The organism is Actinosynnema sp. NPDC059335 (assembly GCF_042752395.1).
In the GTDB taxonomy this organism is placed as follows: domain Bacteria; phylum Actinomycetota; class Actinomycetes; order Mycobacteriales; family Pseudonocardiaceae; genus Actinosynnema.
This window is the reverse complement of sequence record NZ_JBHYXZ010000108.1, coordinates 1-24,156: the sequence shown is the minus strand read 5'-3', so window position 1 is coordinate 24,156 and position 24,156 is coordinate 1. Positions and strand designations below refer to the sequence as shown.

The window sequence follows — 24,156 nt, the reverse complement described above, 5'->3', positions numbered from 1 at the left end:
TCGATGTCGTGGGTGATCAGCGGGCGGCGCGGCCGAGCTGGTTGTCGATGAAGTCGAACAGCTCGGCGGTGGAGTCGAAGTCGCGGCGGACGTCGGTCCGCTCGGGCTCGGACCAGCGGGACAGGATGGTGCGCAGCCGCACGGTCACCTGCTGCCGCTGCTCGTCGTCGACCTCGGCCAGCGACGCCTCCAGCCGGTCCAGGTCGGCCAGCACCGGCGGGGTGTCGTCGGGCGTGAGCCGGTCCAGCAGCACCTCGGCGAGCGCGGCGGGCGTCGGGTGGTCGAACACCAGGGTCGCCTCCAGCGCCACGCCGGTCTCCGCGGCGAGCCGGTTGCGCAGGTCCACGGCGGTCAGCGAGTCGAACCCGAGGTCGCTGAACGGCTTGTCCAGGTCGACCCGGCGCGGGTCGCCGTGCCCGAGGACCGCCGCCACCTGGGTCCGCACGGCTTCCTCCACGACCCGGTTGCGCTCGCCGTTGACGGTGGACGCCAGCCGTTCGGTCAGCGGCACGCGCGGCGCGCGCACCAGGTCGCGGAGCAACGCGGTGTTCGGCAGCTCGGCCAGCGGCGCGGCGACCACGGCGGGCCGGTCGGTGACGACCGGGTCGCCACCGGTGATCACGGCCGTGCCCGGCAGCCCGTCGGCGACGCGGTGGCGGGCCAGGGCCTCCATGAACGCCACCCCGGCCGCGTAGTGCGCGTGCCCGGGCGCGCCGAACCCCTCGACCGGGGCGGCGAAGACCAGGTCGCCGGAGGTGTCGTGGTGCAGCCGCCACGCCTGTTCGGCGGTGTCGCGGAGGGTGTCGGCGAGGAGGTCGTCGGTGAGGGCCGCGAGCGCGGCCCGCGCGGGCGGTGCCGGCCGGTGCACGACGGCGTCCTCGGGCAGGGGCCTGACCTGCGCCGTGACCCGCACCAACCGGGGCGCGAACGCCCGGCCGTCGCGGAACACGACCTGCGGCTCGCCGGACGCGACGACCGAGGCGAGCACGGCCGCCAGGTCAACGCCGGGCACCGGGCTCGACGCCGCGCCGTTGCCCGCCGCGCCACTCGCGGTGGCACCGCCGGGCACCGGGCTCGACGCCGCACCGCTCGCGGCGGCCCCGGCCGGACCCGTGCTCGGCCGGGATCCGTTCGCCGCGCCCGCCGAACCAGCGCCGGTGGCCACCGCGCTCGCTGCCACGCCATTCGCCGCAGCCGGACCCGCGCTCGGTGCCGCGCCATTCGTCGCAGCCCCGGCCGAACCGGCGCTCCGCACCGATCCGTTCGCCGCGTCGGCCGAACCGCCGTTCGCCGCGGCCGAGCCGGCACCGCTCGACGTGTCGCCGGGCAGGCCGCCCACCAGCACGATCCGGTCCGGTGCCTCGACCTGCGCGGCCCGCACCAGGCCCCACACCGCCGCCACGCCGGGGTCCGCCGGGTCGGGCGTGAGCACGACCGCCCGGCCCGTGCCCGTCGCGCGCTCCCGCAGCCCGGCCAGCACCTGCCGCGTCCCGGTGTGCGCGGTGGTGATCGGGTCGCCGCACGACTCCACCCGGATCACGTCCGGCGCCGGCCCGTCGACCGGCGGCAGCTCCACCGGCACCCAGTCCACCTCGTACACCGGCACCCCGTTCAGCGCGCGGAACTCGACCGAGTCGAACCGGGCGACCTCGTTGCCCTGCTCGTCGCGGAACACCGAGCCGTCCAGGCGCACCGCGGCGCCGGCCGAGGTCGCCCGCAGGCCGCGCCACACGGCGGGTTCGAGGTCGCCGCTCGCGACCAGGGACAGGTCCACCTCCGCCTCGATCGCGGGACCGGCGGTGAGCGTGCCCCGGGCCTGCTCGACCCACCCGTCCTGCCACGCGTGCACGGTCACCGGCCGGCGGTCGCCGTCCGGCTCGCCGACGGTCAGCTGGAGCCGACCGGCCCCGGGCAGCGCGACGACGTCCAGGTCCACCACCGGGTACCCGACCTCGCGGCCCGCGTGCCACACCAGGTCGGCCACGCCCGCGCCGGTCAGCGGCTCGGTCGCGGTCCCGGTGAACAGCACCTCGTCACGACCGGCGACCGGCACCGCCGCGTCGAGCACGGGGTGGCCGCCGGTCGGGCGCGGCCTGGCGGTGAGCCAGTACCGCTCGCGCTGGAACGGGTAGGTCGGCAGCACCGCCCGCCGGCCGGGGAACGCCGACCAGTCCACCGCCACGCCCCTGGCGTGCAGGTGGGCGAACAGCTCCACGGCCGTGCGGTGCTCCGACCGGTCCCGGCGCAGCACGGGCAGCGCGGCGTGCCCCTCGGGCAGCACGGCGGCCAGCAGGCCGGTCAGGACCGCGTCCGGCCCCACCTCCACGAACGTCGTCACGCCCCGGTCGAGCAGGGTGCGGGCCGCGTCGTGGAACCGCACCGGCTCGCGCACGTGCCGCACCCAGTACTCGGGGTCGGTCCAGCGGGCCTCGTCGCCGGTGACCGTGGAGACGGCCGGGACGGTGGGCTCGTGGTAGGTCAGCTCCCGGGCGACCGCGCGGAAGTCGTCCAGCATCGGGTCCATCAGCGGCGAGTGGAAAGCGTGGCTCACCGTGAGCCGCTTGCCGCGGAATCCCTCCGCTGCCTTGAGGACCGCGTCCTCCACACCGGACAGCACCACCGAACGCGGACCGTTCACCGCCGCGACGGCGACGCCCTCGGGCAGCTCCAGCTCCTCCTCCGCGGCCTGCACCGCGACCATCGCCCCGCCGGCCGGCAACGCCTGCATCAGCCGGCCGCGCGCGGCGACCAGCTTGGCCGCGTCGGCCAGCGACAGCACCCCGGCGACGTGGGCGGCGGCGATCTCGCCGATCGAGTGGCCCGCGACGAAGTCCGGCCGCACGCCCCAGGACTCCAGCAGCCGGAACAACGCCACCTCGACCGCGAACAGGGCGGGCTGCGCGGTGCCGGTGTCGTCGAGCCCGTCGCCGGACCCGATCGCCTCGCGCACCGGCAGGTGCGCGCACACCTCCTCGAACGCCCGCGCGAACACCGGGAACGCGCGGGCCAGTTCCAGCCCCATGCCGACGCGCTGCGCGCCCTGGCCGGTGAACACGAACGCGGTGCGCCCGTCGCGGACCTTCGGCAGCACCACCGCCTCCCGCAGGTCGGCCGGGTGCTCGGCGGCGACGACGGCGCGGTGCTCCAGCAGGGCGCGGCCGGCGCCGAGGGTGTGCGCGAGGTCGGCGACCGGGACGTCCACGCCCGCCAGCCGGTCGAGCTGGTCGGCCAGCGCCTGCGGCGTGCGGGCCGACACCACCACGGGCACCGGTCCGGTCGCGCGCTCCGCCCCGGTGTCCGCCGGAGCCTGTTCGAGCACGACGTGCGCGTTGGTGCCGCTGATGCCGAACGACGACACCGCCGCCCGCCGCGGCCGGTCCGAACGCCACTCCCGCGCCTCGGTCAACAGCTCCACCGCGCCGGACGACCAGTCCACGTGCGGCGACGGCTCGTCCACGTGGAGCGTGCGCGGCAGCACGCCGTGCCGCATCGCCTCGACCACCTTGATGATGCCGCCGACGCCCGCCGCGGCCTGGGTGTGGCCGATGTTGGACTTCAGCGACCCCAGGGCCAGCGGCCGGTCGCGCTCGCCGCCGTAGACCGCGAGCAGCGCCTCGGCCTCGATCGGGTCGCCGAGCGTGGTGCCGGTGCCGTGCGCCTCCACCGCGTCCACGTCGGACGGCCGCAGGCCGGCGGCGGCGAGCGCGGCGCGGATGACGCGTTGCTGCGCCGGGCCGTTGGGCGCGGTCAGGCCGTTGGACGCGCCGTCGGAGTTGACCGCCGTGCCGCGCACGACGGCCAGCACGGGGTGGCCGTTGCGGCGCGCGTCGGAGAGGCGTTCCACGAGCAGCACGCCGACGCCCTCGGCCCAGCCGGTGCCGTCGGCGGCCGCCGCGAACGGCTTGCAGCGGCCGTCCGGGGCCAGGCCGCGCTGCCGCGAGAACTCCACGAACGCGGTCGGCGTGGCCATCACGGTCGCGCCGCCCGCCAGCGCCAGGTCGCACTCGCCGCGGCGCAGCGCGCCGACCGCGAGGTGCAGCGCCACCAGGGACGACGAGCACGCCGTGTCCACCGTGATGGCCGGCCCTTCGAGGCCGAGCGCGTAGGCCACGCGGCCGGACGCGACGCTGCCGGACGTGCCGCCGACCAGGTAGCCCTCCAGCTCCGGGGGCAGCGCGCCGCCGGTGCCGTAGTCGTGGTACATCAGGCCGGTGAACACGCCGGTCCTGGTGCCGCGCACCGAGGTCGGGTCGATGCCGCCGCGTTCCAGCGCCTCCCAGGCGGTCTCCAGCAGCAGCCGCTGCTGCGGGTCGGTCGCCAGCGCCTCGCGCGGCGACATGCCGAAGAACTCGGGGTCGAACAGGTCGGCGTCGTGCAGGAACCCGCCGTGCCGGGTGTAGGTGGTGCCGGGGTGCTTCGGGTCGGGGTGGTAGAGGCGGTCGAGGTCCCAGCCGCGGTTGGCCGGGAAGTCGCCGATGGCGTCACGGCCCTGCGCGACCAGCTCCCACAGGTCCTCCGGGCTGCGCACGCCGCCCGGGTAGCGGCAGGCCATGCCGACGATCGCGATCGGCTCGTCGGCCGCCGTCACCGCCTCCTCGGCCGGTTTGACCGCGCCCGCCAGGTGCTCGGCCAGCGCGGCCGGCGTCGGGTGGTCGAACACCAGCGTGGTGGGCAGCCGCCGCCCGGTGGCCTCGGCGAGCCGGTTGCGCAGCTCGACCGCGGTCAGCGAGTCGAAGCCCAGCTCGGTGAACGCCCGCCGGGCGTCGATGCCGGACGGGTCCGGGTGCCCGAGGACGGCCGCCACGTGGGACCGCACCAGGTCCGTGAGCGCGCGGACGTCCGTGGGCGCGGAGGCCGGCTTGCGCGCCGCGCGGCGCTTCGGGGCCAGCTCCCGCAACGCGGGGTGCGGGTCCTCGCGCAGCGCCGCCCGGTCCAGGGCGGTCACCGCGAGCACCGGTTCGCCGGTGGTCAGGGCCGCGTCGAACGCCGCCAGCGCCGCGTCGACCGGGATCGGCTTGAGGCCGAGCCGCCGGATCCGGTTGCGGTCCACCTCGGACAGGCCGCCGGACATCGTGCTGTCGGCCTCCCACAGGCCCCAGGCCAGCGACGTCGCGGGCAGGCCGAGGGCGTGCCGGTGGCGGGCCAGCGCGTCGAGGAACGTGTTGCCGGCGGCGTAGTTCGCCTGCCCGGCGGTGCCCAGCACGCCCGCGATGGACGAGTACAGCACGAACGCGTCCACGTCCCCGGCCAGCTCGTGCAGGTGCCACGCGGCGTCCACCTTGGGCCGCAGCACGCGGTCCACCTGCTCCGGCGTCAGGCCCTCCAGCGTGCCGTCCTCGACCAGGCCCGCCGCGTGCACGACGGCCGTGACCGGGTGCTCGGCCAGCACGGCGGCCAGCGCGTCGCGGTCGGCCGCGTCGCAGGCCACCGCCACGACCTCGGCCCCCTCGACGGCGGGAGCCGTGCCGCTGCGGCTGAGCAGCACGAGCTTGCGCGCGCCGTGCCGGGTGACCAGGTGCCGGGCGATCGCCGCGCCGAGCGCGCCGCTCGCGCCGGTGACCAGGACCGAGTCCCACGTCGGACCGTCGTGGCCGGGCCGCGGGGCCGGGGTCAGCACGGTCTCGACCGCCTCGCCCCGGTGCAGCAGCGCGAACCGGCCCGGGTGCTCGGCCGCGGCGCTGCGGACGAGCCCCGCGACGGCCGCGTGCGCCAGGTCGTCGCCGACCTCGACGCCCAGGACGCCACCCGATCCGGCCGCCCACGCGCGGAGCCGGTCCAGCACCTCGTGCGTGACGCGGCGGACCTGCTCGGGCACCGGGCCGTCCGGGGTGGGCACGGCGTACACCTCGTCCACGCGGGTCCCCGCGGCGCGGGTGGTCGGCGTGAACAGCAGCCCCGCGCCGGTCACGGGTCCGGTGAGCGGGCGCAGGACCAGCTCGGCGACGGACACCACCGGCGCGCCCGTGCTGTCGGCGACCAGCAGCGCCACCGAGTCCGGGCCGGTCGGGGTGATCCGCACGCGCAGCGCCGTGCCCGCGGCGCCGTGGAACCGGACGCCGGACCAGGAGAACGGCAGCCGGGCCGGGCCGTCCTCGACCAGGCCGGGCAGCAGCGGGTGCAGCGCGGCGTCGAACAACGCCGGGTGCACGGCGAACCCGGCGGTCGGCACGTCGGCCGAGACCTCGGCGAACACCTCGCCGTCGGCCTGCCACACCTTGCGCAGCCCCCGGAACAGCGGTCCGTAGCCGTACCCGTGCCGGTCGAGGCCGTCGTAGGACACGGGCAGCTCGGCGGCGGCGGGCGGCCACTCGGTCAGGTGCTCGGCCGCGTCGTCGGACGGGTCGGGCACGCCGGTGGCGTGCAGGGTCCACGGCTCGTCGTCGCGGCGCGAGTGGACCTCCACCGCCGTGGCGGTGCGGACCACCTGGACGGTCACCGCGCCGGTGTCCGGGACGACCAGCGGCGAGGTGATCGTCAGCTCGGCGACGTCGCCCGCCAGCTCGACCAGCGCCGTGCCGGGCAGGACGGCCGCGCCGTGCACGCGGTGCTCGCCGAGCCACGGGTGGGTGGCCAGGGACAGCTTGCCGGTGAGCACGGTGGAACCGTCCGGCAGCTCGACCGCCGCGCCGAGCAGCGGGTGCCCGGACGAGGTGAGGCCGGCCGCCGACACGTCGCCGGCGGTGGACGCGTCCAGCCAGAACCGCTTGCGCTGGAACGCGTACGTCGGCAGCGGCACCTTGCGCGCGCCGGGGAACACGGCGGCCCAGTCCGGGTCCACGCCGCGCGCGTGCAGGTCGGCCAGCGCGGTGGCGACCGTGAGCGGTTCGGGGTGGCCGGCCCGCAGCAGCGGCACGGGCTTCACGTCGTCGAACGCGGCGGCGGTGAGGCCGGACAGCACCGCGTCCGGACCCAGCTCGACCAGCGTGCGCACGTCGCGGTCGCGCAGGGTGGTGAGGGCGTCGTGGAAGCGGACCGCGGCGCGGACCTGGCGCACCCAGTACTCCGGGTCGGTCCAGTCGGCGTCCGGGCCGACCGTGGACACCACGGGCAGCCGCGGCGGGTGGTAGGTCAGGCCGCGGGCGACCTCGCGGAAGTCGTCCAGCATCGGGTCCATCAGCGGCGAGTGGAACGCGTGGCTCACCGCGAGCCGCTTGCCGCGCAACCCTTCCGCGACCTTGAGGACCGCCTCCTCCTCGCCGGACAGCACCAGCGAGCGCGGACCGTTGACGGCCGCGACGGCCACGCCGTCGGGCAGCTCCAGCTCGTCCTCCGCGGCCCGGACGGCGACCATCGCGCCGCCGGGCGGCAACGCCTGCATCAGCCGGCCGCGCGCGGCGACCAGCTTCGCCGCGTCGGCCAGCGACAGCACCCCGGCGACGTGGGCGGCCGCCAGCTCGCCGATCGAGTGGCCGACCAGGAAGTCCGGGCGCACGCCCCAGGACTCCAGCAGCCGGAACAACGCCACCTCGACCGCGAACAGGGCCGGCTGGGCGTTGCCGGTGAGGTCGAGGTCCACCCCGGACTCGATCACCTCCCGGACCGGCAGGTGCTCGCACACCTCGGCGAACGCGCGGGCGAACTCCGGGTACGCGGCCGCCAGCTCCAGCCCCATCCGCACCCGCTGCGCGCCCTGCCCGGTGAAGGCGAACGCCACCTTGCCGCGCGGCGGGATCGCCGCGACGGGCACGTCCCGCAGGTCGGTCGCGGCCGCGCGGTAGGGCATGGGGGTGCGGGTGGCGAGGGTGAACGCCGCGTCCCGGCCGGCGACACCGGCCTCGGCGAGCCGCCGGGCCTGCGCCGCCACCGCCTCCGGGCTGCGGCCGGACAGCACGAACGGCACCGGCAGGCCGGGGTCCGGCGCCACCCCCGCGTCCTCGACGGGCTCGGGCTCCTCGATCACGACGTGCGCGTTCGTGCCGCCGAACCCGAACGACGACACGCCGGCCCGGCGCGGCCGCTCCCCGCGCGGCCACTCCCGCGCCTCGGTGAGCAGCTCCACCTTGCCGGAGGTCCAGTCGACGTGGCTGGACGGCTCCTCCGCGTGCAGGGTCCGCGGCATCAGACCGTGCCGCATCGCCTGCGCGACCTTGATGATCCCGCCGACGCCGGCCGCCGCCTGGGCGTGCCCGATGTTCGACTTCAGCGAGCCCAGCCGCACCGGCTCGTCCCGGTCGCGGCCGTAGGTGGCGAGCACCGCGCGAGCCTCGATCGGGTCGCCCAGCGTCGTCCCGGTGCCGTGCGCCTCGACCAGGTCCACGTCCGCGGGCGACAGGCCGGCGGCGGCCAGGGCGCTGCGGATCACGCGTTCCTGCGCGGGCCCGTTGGGCGCGGTCAGGCCGTTGGACGCGCCGTCGGAGTTGACCGCGCTGCCCCGGATGACCGCGAGCACGCGGTGGCCGTTGCGGCGCGCGTCGGACAGCTTCTCCAGCACCAGCACGCCGACGCCCTCGGCCCAGCCGGTGCCGTCGGCGTGGTCGGAGAACGACTTGCAGCGGCCGTCGGACGCGAGCCCGCGCAGCCGGGAGAACTCGATGAACGCGGTCGGCGTGGACATCACCGTCGCGCCGCCCGCCAGCGCCAGCGTGCACTCGCCCCGGCGCAGCGCGTTCGCCGCGAGGTGCACCGCCACCAACGACGACGAGCACGCCGTGTCCACGGTCAGCGTCGGCCCCTCCAGGCCGAACGTGTACGCCAGCCGGCCGGACGCGATGCTGCCCGCGCTGCCGCTGAACAGGTAGCCCTCGACGCCGTCGGGCGGCAGGTTCGGGCGCGAGCCGTAGTCGTTGTACATCACGCCGACGAACACGCCGGTCCGGCTGCCGCGCAACGACTCCGGGTCGATGCCCGCGCTCTCCACGCTCTCCCAGCTCGTCTCCAGCAGCAGCCGCTGCTGCGGGTCCACGGCCAGCGCCTCGCGCGGCGACAGGCCGAAGAACTCGGCGTCGAACCGGTCGGCGTCGTGCAGGAACCCGCCGTGGCCGGTGGTGGACCGGCCGACCCGCTCCGGGTCGGGGTCGTGCAGGTCGGCGGGCCAGCCGCGGTTGGTCGGGAACGGCGTGATCGCGTCCCGGCCCTCGGCCACGAGCCGCCACAGGTCGTCGGGCGTCTCCACGCCGCCGGGGTAGCGGCAGGCCATGCCGACGATCGCCACCGGCTCCTGGTCGCGGTCCTCGACCTCCTTCAACCGCCTCCGGGCGTCCCGCGCGTCGGCGATGGCCCGCTTGAGGTAGTCGCGGAGCTTGTTCTCGTCAGCCACGTCGTCTCCTAGTCCAGCTCGTCGACCAGCGCGAACAACGCCTCGTCGTCAGCGGAGTCGAGGTCGGGGTCCAGTGCCGGGCCCGCGCCGAGCAGGGCGCGCAGCCGGTCCAGCGCGGTGTCGTCCAGCTCGCCCGCCCGCACGGCCGCCTCCAGGCGGTCCACCAGCGATTCCTCTTCGACGGTCGTCAGCGACCGCAGGTGCTCGGCCAGCGCGTGCGGGCTCGGGTGGTCGAACACCACCGTCGTCGGCAGCGTGAGCCCCGTGGCCGCGCCGAGCCGGTTGCGCAGCTCGACGGCCGTCAGCGAGTCGAAGCCGAGTTCGGTGAACGCCCGCCGCGGGTCGACGGCGTCCGGGTCGTCGTGCCCGAGCACGGCCGCGACCTGGGCCCGCACCAGCGCGGGCAGGTCGGCCGGCTCGGCGGCGGCCTTCGGCGCGGCCCGGCGCACCCGCACCAGGTCGCGCAGCACGGCGGGCAGGTCGTCCCGGCCGCGCAGCGCCGCCTGGTCGAACCTGGTCACGGCGAGCACGGGCGCGCCGTGCGCGAGGGCGGCGTCGAACAGGTCCATCGCCTCGGCCGCGGCCAACGGCGTGAGCCCGGACCGGGCCAACCGCCGCAGGTCCACGTCGGACAGACCGCCGGACAGCTCGCTCTCGGTCTCCCACAGGCCCCACGCGAGCGAGGTCGCCGGCAGCCCGAGGGCCTGCCGGTGCTCGGCCAACGCGTCCAGGTAGCTGTTGCCGGCGGCGTAGTTGGCCTGGCCGGCGGTGCCGAGCAGGCCCGCGACGGAGGAGTACAGCACGAACGCCGACACGTCGCCGACCAGCTCGTGCAGGTTCCAGGCCGCGTCCACCTTGGGCCGCAGCACCCGGTCCACCTGCTCGGCGGTGAGCCCGGCCAGCGTGCCGTCGTCCACCACGCCCGCGGTGTGCACCACGGCCGTCGGCCGGTGCCGCGCGACCACGGCGGCCAGCGCGTCCCGGTCGGCCGCGTCGCACGCCACCAGGTGCACGGTCGCGTCCAGCCCGGCGACCAGCCGGTCCGCGCCCGGCGCGTCCGGGCCGCGCCGGCTCAGCAGCACCAGCTCCCGCACGCCGTGCGCGGTGACCAGGTGCCGGGCCAGGATCGCGCCCAGCGCGCCGGTCGCGCCGGTGATCAGCACCGGACCGTCGCCCCAGTCGACGGGGCGGTCGGCGGACGGCGTGCGGGCCAGGCGGGGCACCAGCACCTCGCCGCCGCGCACCGCGACCTCGGGCTCGCCCAGCCGCAGCGCGGTGTCCAGCAACGCGGTGTCCGGCACCGCGCTCCCGGCATCCGCCCTGTTCGGCGACGCGTCCGCGGTGTCGTGCGCCGTGTCGGCGGCGTTCAGCGGCGCATCGCCGGCGTCCGGGGTCTCCAGCGGGTCACCGCCCTTCGGCGGCGTGTCCGCCGCGCCCGCGGTGACCAGCACGAACCGGCCGGGTTGCTCCGCCTGGGCGCTGCGCACCAACCCGCGCACCGCCGCGTGCTCCAACCCGTCGCGCACCACGACCGCGAGCGGGCCGTCCGCGCGCCGCAGCACGTCGAGCGTGTGGTGGACCGCCTCCCGCGCCGGCAGGTCCGGCACCCGGTGCACGGCCAGGCCGTGCGGCGGCAGGTCGGCGGGCACGGTCACCGGCCGCCACGTCAGCGCGTGCAGCCCGTCGCGCACCGCGCGCCCGCCCAGCGGCCGCAACGCCAGCTCGTCCACGGTCAGCACCGGCCGGCCGGCCGCGTCGGCCAGCGCCAGCGACACCGACGAACCCCGCCGGGTCAGCCGCGCGCGCACCGCCGCCGCGGTCGAGTGCACCGTCACCCCGCTCCACGCGAACGGCAGCACGGCCGGGGCGTCGTCGTCCGCCACGCCGGGCAGCAGCGCGTGCAGGGCGGCGTCGAGCACCGCCGGGTGCACCAGGAACCCGCCGCCGTCCTGCGGCTTCAGCTCGGCGAACAGGTCGTCGCCGTCCCGGCGCAACGCCGTCAGCCCCTGGAACGCCGGGCCGTAGTGGTAGCCGTGGTCGGCCAAGCGGTCGTAGACGCCGTCGAGGTCGATCGGCTCGGCGTCGGCGGGCCAGTCGAACGCCGCCGGGGCGGGCGGCTCGTCGGTCAGCACGCCGGTCGCGTGCTGCTCCCACGGCGCGGAGTCGTCCGGCCGCGAGTGGATGGTGACCGGCCGCCGCCCGGACTCCGGCGCGCCGACCGTCACCTGGAGCTGCGCGGCGCCCAGCACGAGCGGCGCGGACAGGGTCAGCTCGGCCAGGTGCGGGTGGCCCGAGTACGCGCCGGCGGCCAGCGCCAGCTCGGCGAACGCGGTGCCGGGCAGCAGCACGTCGTCCCGCACGCGGTGATCGGCGAGCCAGCGGTCGGTGGCCGCCGACACGCGCCCGGTCAGCACGACGGTGTCGCCGCCGCTCAGTTCGACGGCCGCGCCGAGCAGCGGGTGGCGCGGGTCGGACAGGCCCAGCGCGTTCGCGGACCGCGAGGCGCGTGGCGCGTCCAGCCAGAACCGGCGGCCCTGGAACCGGTAGGTCGGCAGCGGCACGGGCCGGGCGTCGCCGAAGTCCCACGCGACCGGGATGCCGCGGGTGTGCAGGACGCCCAACGCGGACAGGGCGTGCTCCAGCTCCGGCCGACCGGCGCGCAGCAACGTCACGGCCGACCCCGGCTCGCCCTCCAGGCACTGCCGGGTGAGCGCGGTCAGCACCCCGTCCGGCCCCAGCTCCACGAACTCGGTGGTCCCGAGCCGTTCCAGCGTGCGCACACCGTCGAGGTAGCGCACGGCCTCGCGGATGTGGCGCACCCAGTACTCCGGCGACCGGAGCTGCTCCACCGTGGCCACCTCGCCGGTGACCTCCGAGACCAGCGTGATCCGCGGCTCGCGGAACACCACGTCGGCCAGGTCGGCGCGGAACGCGTCGAGCACGTCGTCCATGTGCGGGGAGTGGAACGCGTGGCTGACCGGCAGCCGGCGGGTGCGGCGGCCCCGGGCGGACCACTCGGCGACCACGCGGGCCACGGCCTGCGCGTCACCGGAGACCACGGTCGAGCGCGGCGCGTTCACCGCGGCCACCGCGAGGTCGCCGGTCAGCGACGCGCGCACCTCCTCCTCGGTCGCCTCGATCGCGGCCATCGCGCCGTCGTCGCGCGCCGACTGCATGGCCCGGCCGCGCGCGGCGACCAGCGTGCACGCGTCGGCCAGGTCGAACACCCCGGCGACGTGCGCGGCGGCGACCTCGCCGACCGAGTGGCCGAACAGGTGGTCCGGGCGCACGCCGTGGTGCTCCACGAACCGGAACAACGCCACTTCGAGCGCGAACAGCGCGGCCTGGGTGAACGCGGTCTGGCCCAGCAGCGCGGAGTCCGCGGAGTCCGGCTCGGCGAACAGCACGGCCCGCAGCGGGCGGTCCAGCACCGGGTCGAGGTGGGCGCAGATCTCGTCCAACGCCTGCCGGAACACCGGCGAGGACGCGTACAGCTCGCGGCCCATGCCGGCCCGCTGGCTGCCCTGCCCGGTGAACAGGAACGCGATCTTGCCGCGGCCCGCGCCGTCGCCGGCGGTCAGCTCGCCGAGCAGGGCGTCCCGGCCGAAGACGACCGCGCGGCGGTCCAGCAGCGCCCGCCGGGACAGGGTGAGGCCGACGTCGGCCGGGTCCAGGTCGGGGTGCTCGGTCAGGTGGGCGTGCAGGGCGGCGGCCTGGGCCCGCAACGCCTCGTCGTCGCGGGCGGACAGCACCCACGGCACCAGCTCGGGCGTGACGCGGTCGGCCGGCGCCGGCTCCGGCGCCTGTTCGAGCACGACGTGCGCGTTGGTGCCGCTGATGCCGAACGACGACACCGCCGCCCGCCGCGGCCGGTCGACCCGCCACTCCCGCGCCTCGGTCAACAGCTCCACCGCACCGGACGACCAGTCCACGTGCGGCGACGGCTCGCCGACGTGCAGGGTGCGCGGCATGACGCCGTGCCGCATCGCCTGCACCACCTTGATGATGCCGCCGACGCCGGCCGCCGCCTGGGCGTGCCCGATGTTGGACTTCAGCGAGCCCAGCCGAAGCGGCTCCTCGCGGTCCTGCCCGTAGGTGGCCAGGAGCGCCTGCGCCTCGATCGGGTCGCCGAGCGTGGTGCCGGTGCCGTGCGCCTCGACCAGGTCCACGTCGGCGGGCGACAGCCCGGCCGAGGCGAGCGCCGCCTGGATCACGCGTTCCTGCGCGGGCCCGTTGGGCGCGGTGAGGCCGTTGGACGCGCCGTCGGAGTTGACCGCCGAGCCGCGGAGCACGGCGAGCACGCGGTGGCCGCGCTTGCGGGCGTCGGAGAGCCGTTCGACCACCAGCAGGCCGACGCCCTCCGACCAGCCGGTGCCGTCCGCGTCGGCGGAGAACGACTTGCAGCGCCCGTCGGGCGACAGCCCGCGCTGCCGGGAGAACTCCACGAACGTGCTGGGGCCCGCCATCACCGTGACGCCGCCGGCCAGCGCCAGGTCGCACTCGCCCTGCCGCAGCGCGTTCGCCGCCAGGTGCAGCGCGACCAGCGACGACGAGCACGCGGTGTCCACCGTGATCGCCGGGCCCTCCAGGCCGTAGGTGTAGGCGAGCCGGCCGGAGATCACGCTGGAGGTGTTGCCCGCCAGCAGGAAGCCCTCCACCTCGTCGGGCGTCTCGGGCAGGCGTGAGGCGTAGTCGTCGTACATGACGCCGGTGAACACGCCGGAGCGGCTGCCGCGCAAGGTCGTCGGGTCGATGCCCGCGTCCTCGAACGCCTCCCACGCCGTTTCCAGCAGCAGGCGTTGCTGCGGGTCGGTGGCCAGCGCCTCGCGGGGCGACATGCCGAAGAACGCCGCGTCGAACAGGTCCGCGTCGTGCAGGAACCCGCCGTGCCGGGTGTAGGTCGTGCCGAGCTTCTCCGGGTCCGGGTCGTACAGCGCGTCCACGTCCCAGCCCCGGTTGGTCGGGAACTCCGAGATCGCGTCCCGGCCCTCGGCGACCAGCCGCCACAGGTCCTCCGGCGAGCGCACGCCGCCCGGGTAGCGGCAGGCCATGCCGACGATCGCGATCGGCTCGTCCGCGCGGACCGCCGCCTTGCGCTCCACCTTCTTCGCGCCCGCCACCAGGAACGCGGCCAGCGCGGTCGGCGTCGGGTGGTCGAACACCAGCGTGGAGGGCAGCTTGCGCCCGGTCGCCGCGATGAGCCGGTTGCGCAGGTCCACGCCCGCCAGCGAGTCGAAGCCCTGCTCCCGGAACGCCTTCTCCGGGTCCACCGCCGAGCCGTCCGCGTGGCCCAGCGCGGCGGCGGCCAGCGACCGCACCAGGTCCAGCGCGTTCGCCTCGGTCAACGTGGTGGACGTGGTCCTGGCGGCACGCCGCCGCACCAGGCCGCGCAGCGGCGCGGGCGCCACGTCGGCGTCCACCCGCGACGGTTCCAGCGCGGCCGGGACGAGCAGCGCGGCGTCGCCCGCGAGCGCCCGGTCCAGCAGCGCCAGGCCGCGGCCGGGGTCCAGCGGCGCGATGCCGGACCGCGCCCAGCGGGCCAGGTCCGCCTCGCCCAACGTCTCGCCCATGCCCGCGCCCCACAGGCCCCACGCCAGCGACACGGCGGGCAGGCCCTGCGCGCGGCGGTGGGCGGCCAGGGCGTCGAGGTAGGTGTTCGCGGCCGCGTAGTTGCCCTGGCCCGCCGTGCCGAGCACGCCGGAGATCGAGGAGAACAGCACGAACGCCTCGACCTCGCCGACCAGCTCGTGCAGGTGGCGGGCGGCCAGCGCCTTGGGCGCGAGCACCCGGTCCACCTGCTCGTCGGTCAACGCGGTCGTGGTGGCATCGTCCAGCAGGCCGGCGGCGTGCACGACGGCGGTGATCCGCTCGCCGGCCAGCAGGTCGGCCAGCGCCTCGCGGTCCGCCACGTCCACCGCGGCCACGCGCGCGCCCAGCTCCTCGGCCAGCTCCCGCGCGCCCGGCGCGTCCAGGCCCCGCCTGCTGACCAGCAGCAGGTCGCGCACGCCGTGGTGGGCGTGCAGGTGCCGGGCGACCAGCGCGCCCAGCCCGCCCGTGCCGCCGGTGACCAGCACGGTGCCGTGCAGCCGCACGGGCTCGCCCAGCTCGGTCCGGGTCAGGCGCGGCACGAGGAACCGGCCGTCCCGCACCGCGACCTGCGGCTCGCCGGTCGCCACGGCGGCGGGCACCGCGTCGGCGTCCTCGGCGTCCACCACGACCACCCGGTCCGGGTGCTCGGACTGCACGACCCGCGCCAGGCCCCACACGGCGGCGTTGGCCAGGTCGTCCACCGGCTCGCCCGGCACGGCGGCGACGGCGCGCCGGGTGTGGAACACCAGCCGGTCGCCCGGGTCGTGGTCCTCGGCCAGCCACTCCTGCACCAGCCCCAACGCGCGGCGCACGGCCACCCGCGGGTCGTCGGTCGCGGCGGGCGGCACGACGACCACGTCGCCCACCGGCTCGTCCCCGGCGACCTCGGTCCACGTCACGGTGAACGTGGAGCCGGCCGCGAGGCCGTCCTTGGCGACGGCGCGCAGCGTGATGCCCTCGATGCGCCCGAGCGGCACGCCGCCCGAGTCGGCCACGTCCACGGCGAACGTGTCGCCGCCGGCGGGCGTGATCCGCACCCGCAGCCCGGTCGCGCCGGCCGCGTTCAGCTCCACCCCGCTCCACGCGAACGGCAGCCTGATCCGGCCCGGTCCGGCCGGGTCCAGCACCAGCGGGTGCAGCACGGCGTCCAGCAGTGCCGGGTGCACCGCGAAGCCCTTGGCCGGCGCGGTGATCGCGACCTCGGCGTAGACCACGTCCCCGTCGCGCCACATCGCGCGCAGACCGCGGAACGGGTCGCCGTAGTCGTAGCCCAGCTCCGCCAGCCGGTCGTAGGCGTCGTCCACCGGCTCCTCGACGGCGTCCGGCGGCCACGGGAACGCCTCCACCGCGCCCTCGGCCGCGGCCAGCGCGCCCGAGGCGTGGCGCTGCCAGGTGTCCTGCCGGGAGTGCACGGTGAACCTGCCGTCCCGCACGGTGACCTGCACCGGCACCGAGCCGGTGGCCGGCACGACGAGCGGCGCCTCCAGGGTCAGGTCCTCGACCCGGGGCAGGCCGACCCGCTCCCCCGCCGCGAGCGCCAGCTCCAGGAACGCCGTGCCGGGGACCAGCACCGAACCGTTGACGACGTGACCGGCCAACCACGGCTGGGCGGTCAGCGACACCTCGCCGGTGAGCACGACCTCGTCCCGCTCGGCCAGCTCGACCGCCGTGGTCACCAGTCCCGCGGCGCGCGGCTGGGAGGTGAGCCAGTAGTGGTCGCGCCGGAACGGGTAGGTCGGCACGTCCTCGGCCGGGGCCGCGTCGGGCACGAACGACGCCACGTCCAGCGGCGCGCCGTGGGCGTGCGCGTGCGCCAGGCCCCACACCGCCGTGGCGGGCTCCGGGCGTCCCTTGCGCCCGAGCGCCACCGCCGTGACGCCCGCGGCCTGCGCCAGGGGCGCGAGCACCGCGTCCGGGCCGACCTCCACGAACACCGACGCGCCGTGCCGCTCCAGGCCGCGCACGGCGTCCAGGAAGCGGACCGTGGCGCGGATCTGGCGCGTCCAGTGGTCGGCGTCCGGGTCCAGCACCTCGCCGGTCACCGTCGAGACGACGGGGATGCGCGCGTCGTGGTGGGTCACCGTCGCGGCGACCGCGCGGAACTCGGCCAGCACCTCGTCCATGTGCGCGGAGTGGAACGCGTGGCTGACCTTGAGCCTGCGGGCGCGGGGGAACCGCTCGGCGAACGCCGTGACGGCGTCTTCGTCGCCCGCGAGCACCAGCGAGGTCGGGCTGTTGACGGCCGCGAGCGCCACGCCCGGCGGCAGTGCGCCCAGGTCGGTCTCGGCCGCCTCCACGGAGATCATCGCGCCGCCCTGCCGGGCCGACTGCATGAGCCGGCCGCGGGCGGCGACCAGCTTGGCCGCGTCCTCCAGCGTGAGCACGCCGGCGACGTGGGCGGCGACCAGCTCGCCGACGGAGTGCCCGGCCACCAGGTCGGCCTTCAGCCCGTGGTGCTCGGCCAGCCGGTAGAGGGCGGTCTCGAAGGCGAACAGCGCGGGCTGGGTGAAGCGGGTCTCGTGCAGCTCCGGCCGGTCGCCGAACATCAGCTCCGTCAGCGGCACGTCCAGGTGCGGCGCGAAGGCGTCGGCCACCTCGTCCAGGGCGCGGGCGAACACCGGGAACGCCTCGTGCAGCTCGCGTCCCATGCCCGCGCGCTGCGCGCCCTGGCCGGTGAACAGCACCGCCGTGCGGCCGCCCGGCGTCGCGTGGCCGGTGAGCGGCGCGGCGGTCGCGAAGTCCTCCGGCGTGACGCCGACGACCACGGCCCGGTGGTCGAACCGGGTGCGCCCGGCCAGCGCGCGGGCCACCTCGGCCACGTCGGTCCGGCCCCGGACGCGGTCCAGGCCGGCGAGGGCGGCGTCGGCGTCGCGGCCGCTGACCACCCACGGCACGGGCGTGGTCACCTCGGCGCGCGTCGGCTCGGTGGCGTCGCCCTGCTCCAGCACCAGGTGCGCGTTCGTGCCGCTGATGCCGAACGACGAGATGCCCGCGCGCCGCGGCCGGTCGGTCGACCACTCGCGGGCCTCGGTCAGCAGCTCGACGCGGCCCCGGGTCCAGTCGACCTTCGGCGTCGGCTCGGTGACGTGCAGGGTGCGCGGCATGACGCCGTGCCGCATGGCCTCCACCAGCTTGATCACGCCGCCCACGCCGGCCGCCGCCTGCGCGTGGCCGATGTTGGACTTCAGCGACCCGAGCCGCAGCGGCTCGTCGCGGTCGCGGCCGTAGGTGGCGAGGATGGCCTCGGCCTCGATCGGGTCGCCCAGTGACGTGCCGGTGCCGTGCGCCTCGACCAGGTCGACGTCCTGCGGCGCGAGCCCGGCGTCCGCGAGCGCCTGGCGGATGACCCGCTGCTGCGACCGGCCGTTGGGCGCGGTGAGGCCGTTGGACGCGCCGTCGGAGTTGATCGCGCTGCCCCGGATGACCGCCAGCACGCGGTGGCCGTGGCGGCGGGCGTCGGAGAGGCGTTCCAGCAGCACCATGCCGACGCCCTCGGCCCACGCCGTGCCGTCCGCGTCCGCGCCGAACGACTTGCAGCGGGCGTCGGCGGCCAGGCCGTGCTGGCGGGAGAACTCCAGGAACATGCCGGGCGTGGCCATGACCGTGACGCCGCCTGCGATGGCGGCGCTGGACTCGCCGCTGCGCAGCGACCGCACCGCGAGGTGCAGGGCCACCAGGGACGACGAGCACGCGGTGTCCACGGTGAGCGCGGGCCCGACCAGGCCGAGCTGGTAGGCGATGCGGCCGGACATCACGCTCGGCGTCGCGCCGGTCAGCACGTGCCCCTCGGCCTGCTCGGACGCCTCGTGCATGCGGGGCCCGTAGTCGGCCGCCGTGCCGCCGACGAACACGCCGGTCCGGCTGCCGCGCAGCGACTCCGGGTCGATGCCCGCGCGTTCGACGGCCTCCCACGCGGTCTGGAGCAGCAACCGCTGCTGCGGGTCCATGGCCAGCGCCTCGCGCGGCGAGATGCCGAAGAAGGCCGGGTCGAACTCGCCCGCGCCGGACAGGAACCCGCCCTCGCGGACGTAGGTCGCGCCCGAGCGGTCCGGGTCGGGGTGGTACAGGTCGCCGGGCCAGCCCCGGTCGGTGGGGAACGGGCCGATCGCGTCCCGACCCTCGGCCACCAGCCGCCACAGGTCCTCCGGCGACTCCACCCCGCCGGGGAAGCGGCACGCCATGCCGACGATGGCGATCGGTTCGTGCGAGTGCTCCGGCGTGACGACGTCGTCGGTCACGTCCTCGTGCCGCAGGTAGGCGATCACCGCCTGCGGGGTCGGGTGCTCGAACAGCAGCCCGGTGGGCAGGTCGCGGCCCGTCGCGGCGGCCAGGTCCTCGCGCAGCCGCACGCCCATGAGGGAGTCGAAGCCCAGGTCGCGGAAGGGGCGGCGCGGGTCGACCTTGCGGGGGTCCGCGCCGAGCACGGCGGCGACGTGGTGCACGACCAGCTCGTCGACGTCGGTCGGCCGGGCCGCCGGCGCGGTCGGGGCGGCCTGTTCCCCGATCCAGTGCCGTTCGCGCTGGAACGGGTAGGTGGGCAGCTTGATCCGGCGACCGCCGGGCAGGGCCGTCCAGTCCACGGCGACACCGCGGGTGTGGGCGGCGGCGAGCGCGGTCAGGGCGGTGGTGGTCTCGTCGTGGCCCTTGCGCATGAGCGGGAACGCGCGGATGCCCGCGTCGGCGGCCATGGCCGAGCAGACGCCGTCCGGCCCGGCCTCGACCAGGGTCGTGACGTCCAGCCGGCGCAGCGCCTGGAGGAACCGGACGGGTTCGCGGACCTGGCGGACCCAGTGCTCGGGGTCGGTGAGGTCGGCGTCGGGGTGGACGGTCGAGACCACCGGGATGACCGGCGGGTGGAACGCCAGGCCGCGCACGACCTCCCGGAACGCGTCCAGCATCGGGTCCATGAGCGGCGAGTGGAAGGCGTGGCTGACGGTCAGCCGCTTGGTGCGGTGCGCGGTGAGGGTGTCGGTGTAGGCGAGGACGGCGTCCTCGGGTCCGGACAGGACGACCGACCGCGGCCCGTTGACCGCGGCGAGCGCGACGCCGTCCGGCAGGTCCAGTTCCTCCTCGGCCGCCTCCACCGCGACCATCGCGCCGCCCGCCGGCAACGCGCCCATGAGCCTGCCGCGCGCGCTCACCAGGGCGCAGGCGTCGGGCAGGGACAGGACGCCGGCCACGTGGGCGGCGGCGATCTCGCCGATGGAATGGCCCAGCACGACGGACGGCCGCAGGCCCCACGACTCGGCCAGCCGGTAGGCGGCGACCTCGACCGCGAACAGGGCGGGCTGGGTCCACGCGGTGTCGTCCAGCCCCTCGCCGGTGGCGATGACGTCGCGCAGGCCGGGGTCGAGGTGGGCGAGGACGTCGTCGAAGGCGGCCGCGAACACCGGGAAGCGGCGGTACAGCTCCGCGCCCATGCCGACCCGCTGCGCGCCCTGCCCGGTGAAGACGACGCCGAGCGTGCCGTCCTCGACCGAGCCGGTCACCACGTTGGCCGCGGGCATGCCGGCGGCGACGGCGTCGAGGCCGGTGTCCAGGGAGGACCGGTCGGACGCGATGACGACGGCCCGGTGCTCGAAGGACGTGCGGGTGGTGGCGAGGGAGTGGCCGAGGTCGCGCGGCTCGCCCGCGGTGTCGCGCAGGAGCGCCGCGTGCGCCCGCAACGCCTCGGGCGTCCGCCCGGACACGGGCACGAGCGCGAACCCCGCCGCCTCGCCGGCACCGGTTGCTCCGGGCTCGGCCACGGTCGCGGCGACCGCTTCAGGGCCGGCGGCGACCGGCTTCGACGCCGCACCGGCCAGTTCCGGCGCGGCGGCAGCGGTTTCGCCGGCCGGCTCCGGCGCGGCGGCAGTCGCCTCAGCGGCGGTCGTTCCCGGTGCGGCGGCGGTCGGCTCAGCGGCGGCCGGCTCAGCGGCGGCCGTTCCCGGCGCGACGGCGCGCGGTTCTCCGGCGTCGGCGGTTCCCCTTGTGCGGGCGGGTGGTTCGGCGACCACCACGTGGCAGTTCGTGCCGCCCATGCCGAACGAGCTGACCCCCGCCACCAGCGGGCGGTCCGGGTGCGGCCACGCCGAGCGTCCCGTGTGGACGGTCAGGTTGTGCTCGGTCAGCTTCACCTCCGGGTTCGGCGTGGCGAAGTTCAGGCTCGCGGGCAGTTCCCGGTGCCGGATGGCGAGCACCGCCTTCAGCAGGCCGACCACGCCGGCCGCGCCCTCCAGGTGCCCGACGTTCGTCTTCACCGACCCCACCGGCAGCGGCTCGGCGCGGTCGGCGAAGACCTCGCCCAGCCCGGCCGCCTCGATCGGGTCGCCGACCGGCGTGCCGGTGCCGTGCAGCTCCACGTACTGCACCGCCTCCGGCTCCACCCCGGCCCGCCGCTGCGCCGCCCGCACGACCGCCGCCTGCGCCGCCGGCCGCGGCACGGTCAGGCCCGGCGTCGCGCCGTCGTTGTTGACCGCGCTGCCCCGGATCACCGCGTACACGTCGTCACCGTCGGCCAGCGCGGCGCGCAGCGGCTTCAGCACGAGCACCGCCGCGCCCTCACCGCGCACGTACCCGTTGGCGCGGGCGTCGAACGTGAAGCACCGGCCGTCCGGCGACAGGCCGCCGAACTGCTCGGCCCCCAGCGCGCCCTCGCCCAGGATGTTCAGGTTCACGCCCGCCGCCAGCGCCAGCGGCGACTCGCCGCTGCGCACGCTCTCCGCCGCCAGGTGCACCGCCACCAGCGACGACGACTGCGCCGTGTCCACCACCACGCTCGGCCCGCGCAGGTCCAGCGCGTACGACACCCGGTTGGCGATGATGCCGCGGTGCGTGCCGGTGTTGGTGTGCTGCGTGATCGCGCCGCGCCCGAGCACCAGCCCGGCGTAGTCGTCGCGCAACGAGCCCACGAACACCGACGCGGCCGTGCCCGCCAGGGAGCCCGGCACGATGCCCGCGTCCTCCAACGCCTCCCAGGCCAGCTCCAGCACCAGCCGCTGCTGCGGGTCGGTGGCGGCGGCCTCGCGGGGCGAGATGCCGAAGAACCCGGCGTCGAAGTCGCCGACCCCGTCCAGGAACGCGCCGAACCGCGCGCCGCGCACGGCCCTGGTCTCCGGCGACAGCGCCTCCCACCGGTCCGCGGGCACCTCGGTCACCACGTCCAGGCCGTCGCGCAGCAGCCGCCAGAACGCGGCCGGGTCGGCCGCACCGGGCAGCCGGCAGGACACACCGACCACCGCGACCGTGTCGTCCAGGTTCGTCATCGACAAGTCCTCCGCGAGCGGGATGGTTTTCGACCACCGGTTCTACCGAGGAATTGCACGACCCCAGTCACGAAACGGTCGTCGGGCGTTCTCCGATCGGCGAGTTACCGGCGCGTGACCGCGCCCTGGTTAGCGTCGGGCCGTCATTCCGACCAACCACCGGAAAAGGACTGGTCCCCATGACCGCGAACTTCACGCTGCCCGACGACGCCACCGAAATGACCGCCCTCTACGTCCGCGCGATGAACTCGGGTGACGTCGACGTCGTCCTGTCCCTCTACACCGAGGACGCGGTGTCGGTGTGGGACCCGGAAAAGCCCCTCAGCGGCGACGAGCACGCGCAGGCCGTGAAGGACTTCATGGCCAAGCGGCCGGTCATGCGCGCCGAGGTCAAGGAGTCGTACGTGACCGGCGACACGGCGCTGCTGGTCGTGGACTGGCAGATCGACGCCGAGGGCGAGGAGACGCTGTCCGGCACGGGCCTGGACGTGCTGCGCAAGGGCCCGGACGGCAAGTGGCGCTACGCCATCGACAACCCGTACGGCGACAACTGACATGGAGCCGCGACTGGCCGAGGCGCACCTGGGCGGACTGCTGGCCCAACTGGGGCTGGACGCCGAGTACGTGCGCGGCGAGGCGGACACGCTGTGGTGGCGCAAGCCGTCCGGCGACGAGGTGCCGGTGGTCGACTTCGTCGGCGGCTACGGCTCGCTGGTCCTGGGCCACAACCACCCCGACGTCGTGGCCCGCGCCCACGAGCTGCTGGCGCAGCAGGCGCCGGTGCACGCGCAGTTCTCCTACCACCCCTACGCCAACGAGCTGGCCCTGGCGCTCAACCGCGTGCTGCGGCGCGAGTTCGGCGCCGACGAGCCGTACTCGGCGATCTTCGCCAGCACCGGCGCGGAGGCCGTCGAGATCGCCCTGAAGCACGCCGAGATGGCGCGGGGCGCGCGGGTGGCCGCGGTGCGGGACGAGATCGAGGCGCACCTGGCCGACGCGCCCGCCGACCTGGCCGAACGGGTGCGCGAGCACAACGAGGCCCGGTACGGGACGCCGCCGGTGTTCCTCACCCTGGAGGGCTCCTTCCACGGCAAGCTCGCGGGCAGCGTGCAGCTGACCCACAACGCGGGCTACCGGCTGCCGTTCCGGACGCTGGCCGTGCAGGCGCGGTTCGTGTCCGGCGGCGAGGTCGCCAAGGAGGTCGAGGCGTGCCGCGTCACGCTGCTCGACGTCCGGGACGGCCGGCTGGTCGAGCGGGACCTGCCGGTGATCGCGGCGTTCTTCGTCGAGCCGATCCAGGGCGAGGGCGGCATCCACGTGCTCGACCGCGAGGTCGCGGCCGACATCCGCGCCGCGGCCGACGCGGGCGGCTTCCCGGTGGTCGTGGACGAGATCCAGACCGGCGTCGGCCGCACGGGCGCGTTCTTCGCCTCGTCGCACGTCGGGCTGCTCGGCGACTACGTGCTGCTGGCCAAGGCCATCGGCGGCGGCGTCGCCAAGTCGGCGGTGACGCTGATCCGGCAGTCGACGTACGTGCCGGACTTCGAGCTGGTGCACAGCTCCACGTTCGCGAAGGACGCGTTCTCCTGCCACATCGGGACGCGCGTGATCGAGCTGGTCGAGTCGATCGACGTCTGCGGGCGCGCGGTCGAGCGCGGGGCGGCGCTGGAGTCGGCGCTGCGCGCGGTGCGGGAGGAGTTCCCGACCGTCGTGGCCGACGTGCGGGGCAAGGGCCTCATGCTCGGGCTGGAGTTCCGGGACCAGACCGGCGCGCCGGGGCCGGTGGGCGAGCTGGCCGGGCAGGGCCTGCTCGGCTACGTGCTGGCGGGCTACCTGCTCAACGCCCACCACGTGCGCGTCTTCCCGACCGCGAGCGCCTCGCACACGCTGAGGTTCGAGCCGTCGGTGTTCATCACCGACGAGCAGATCGAGCAATTGGCCACGGGACTGCGCGCGGTGTGCACCGCGCTGCGCGACGACCCGTCCACCCTCCTGCCGGGCTGAGCCCTCCCCCCACGGGGCCCCCCACCCACCCCCCCCCGCGGGGGGGCCGTGCGCCGGCGACCC

General features: G+C 76.3%; 4 protein-coding genes. 2 read left to right on the top strand and 2 right to left on the bottom strand.

Going from position 1 to position 24,156, the window contains the following annotated elements; all coding sequences use genetic code 11:
* Nucleotides 1–16 precede the first annotated feature (16 nt).
* Both ACFXGA_RS28085 and ACFXGA_RS28080 read right to left on the bottom strand, forming a co-directional pair.
* Nucleotides 17–9,256 (bottom strand): SDR family NAD(P)-dependent oxidoreductase, encoded by a 9,240-nt coding sequence (locus ACFXGA_RS28085; protein WP_378092885.1) that lies wholly within the window; start codon nucleotides 9,254–9,256, stop codon nucleotides 17–19.
* Nucleotides 9,257–9,264: 8 nt separating this feature from the next.
* The gene (locus ACFXGA_RS28080; protein ID WP_378092883.1) at nucleotides 9,265–22,089 is read right to left on the bottom strand and encodes an SDR family NAD(P)-dependent oxidoreductase; all 12,825 of its coding nucleotides are present in this window, start codon (nucleotides 22,087–22,089) and stop codon (nucleotides 9,265–9,267) included.
* Nucleotides 22,090–22,268: 179 nt separating this feature from the next.
* Between ACFXGA_RS28080 and ACFXGA_RS28075 the strand changes: the two genes are divergently transcribed.
* Nucleotides 22,269–22,643, top strand: coding sequence for a YybH family protein (locus tag ACFXGA_RS28075; RefSeq protein ID WP_378092881.1), 375 nt, complete (start codon nucleotides 22,269–22,271; stop codon nucleotides 22,641–22,643).
* Nucleotide 22,644: 1 nt separating this feature from the next.
* Nucleotides 22,645–24,093: an aspartate aminotransferase family protein gene (locus ACFXGA_RS28070; protein ID WP_378092879.1), complete on the top strand. Its 1,449-nt coding sequence runs from the start codon at nucleotides 22,645–22,647 to the stop codon at nucleotides 24,091–24,093.
* Nucleotides 24,094–24,156: the final 63 nt, after the last annotated feature.

Excerpts from the sequence above, each read along its gene's own strand:
- ACFXGA_RS28080 (WP_378092883.1), bottom strand. The coding sequence starts at position 22,089 with ATGACGAACCTGGACGACACGGTCGCGGTGGTCGGTGTGTCCTGCCGG.
- ACFXGA_RS28075 (WP_378092881.1), top strand. The coding sequence starts at position 22,269 with ATGACCGCGAACTTCACGCTGCCCGACGACGCCACCGAAATGACCGCC.
- ACFXGA_RS28070 (WP_378092879.1), top strand. The coding sequence starts at position 22,645 with ATGGAGCCGCGACTGGCCGAGGCGCACCTGGGCGGACTGCTGGCCCAA.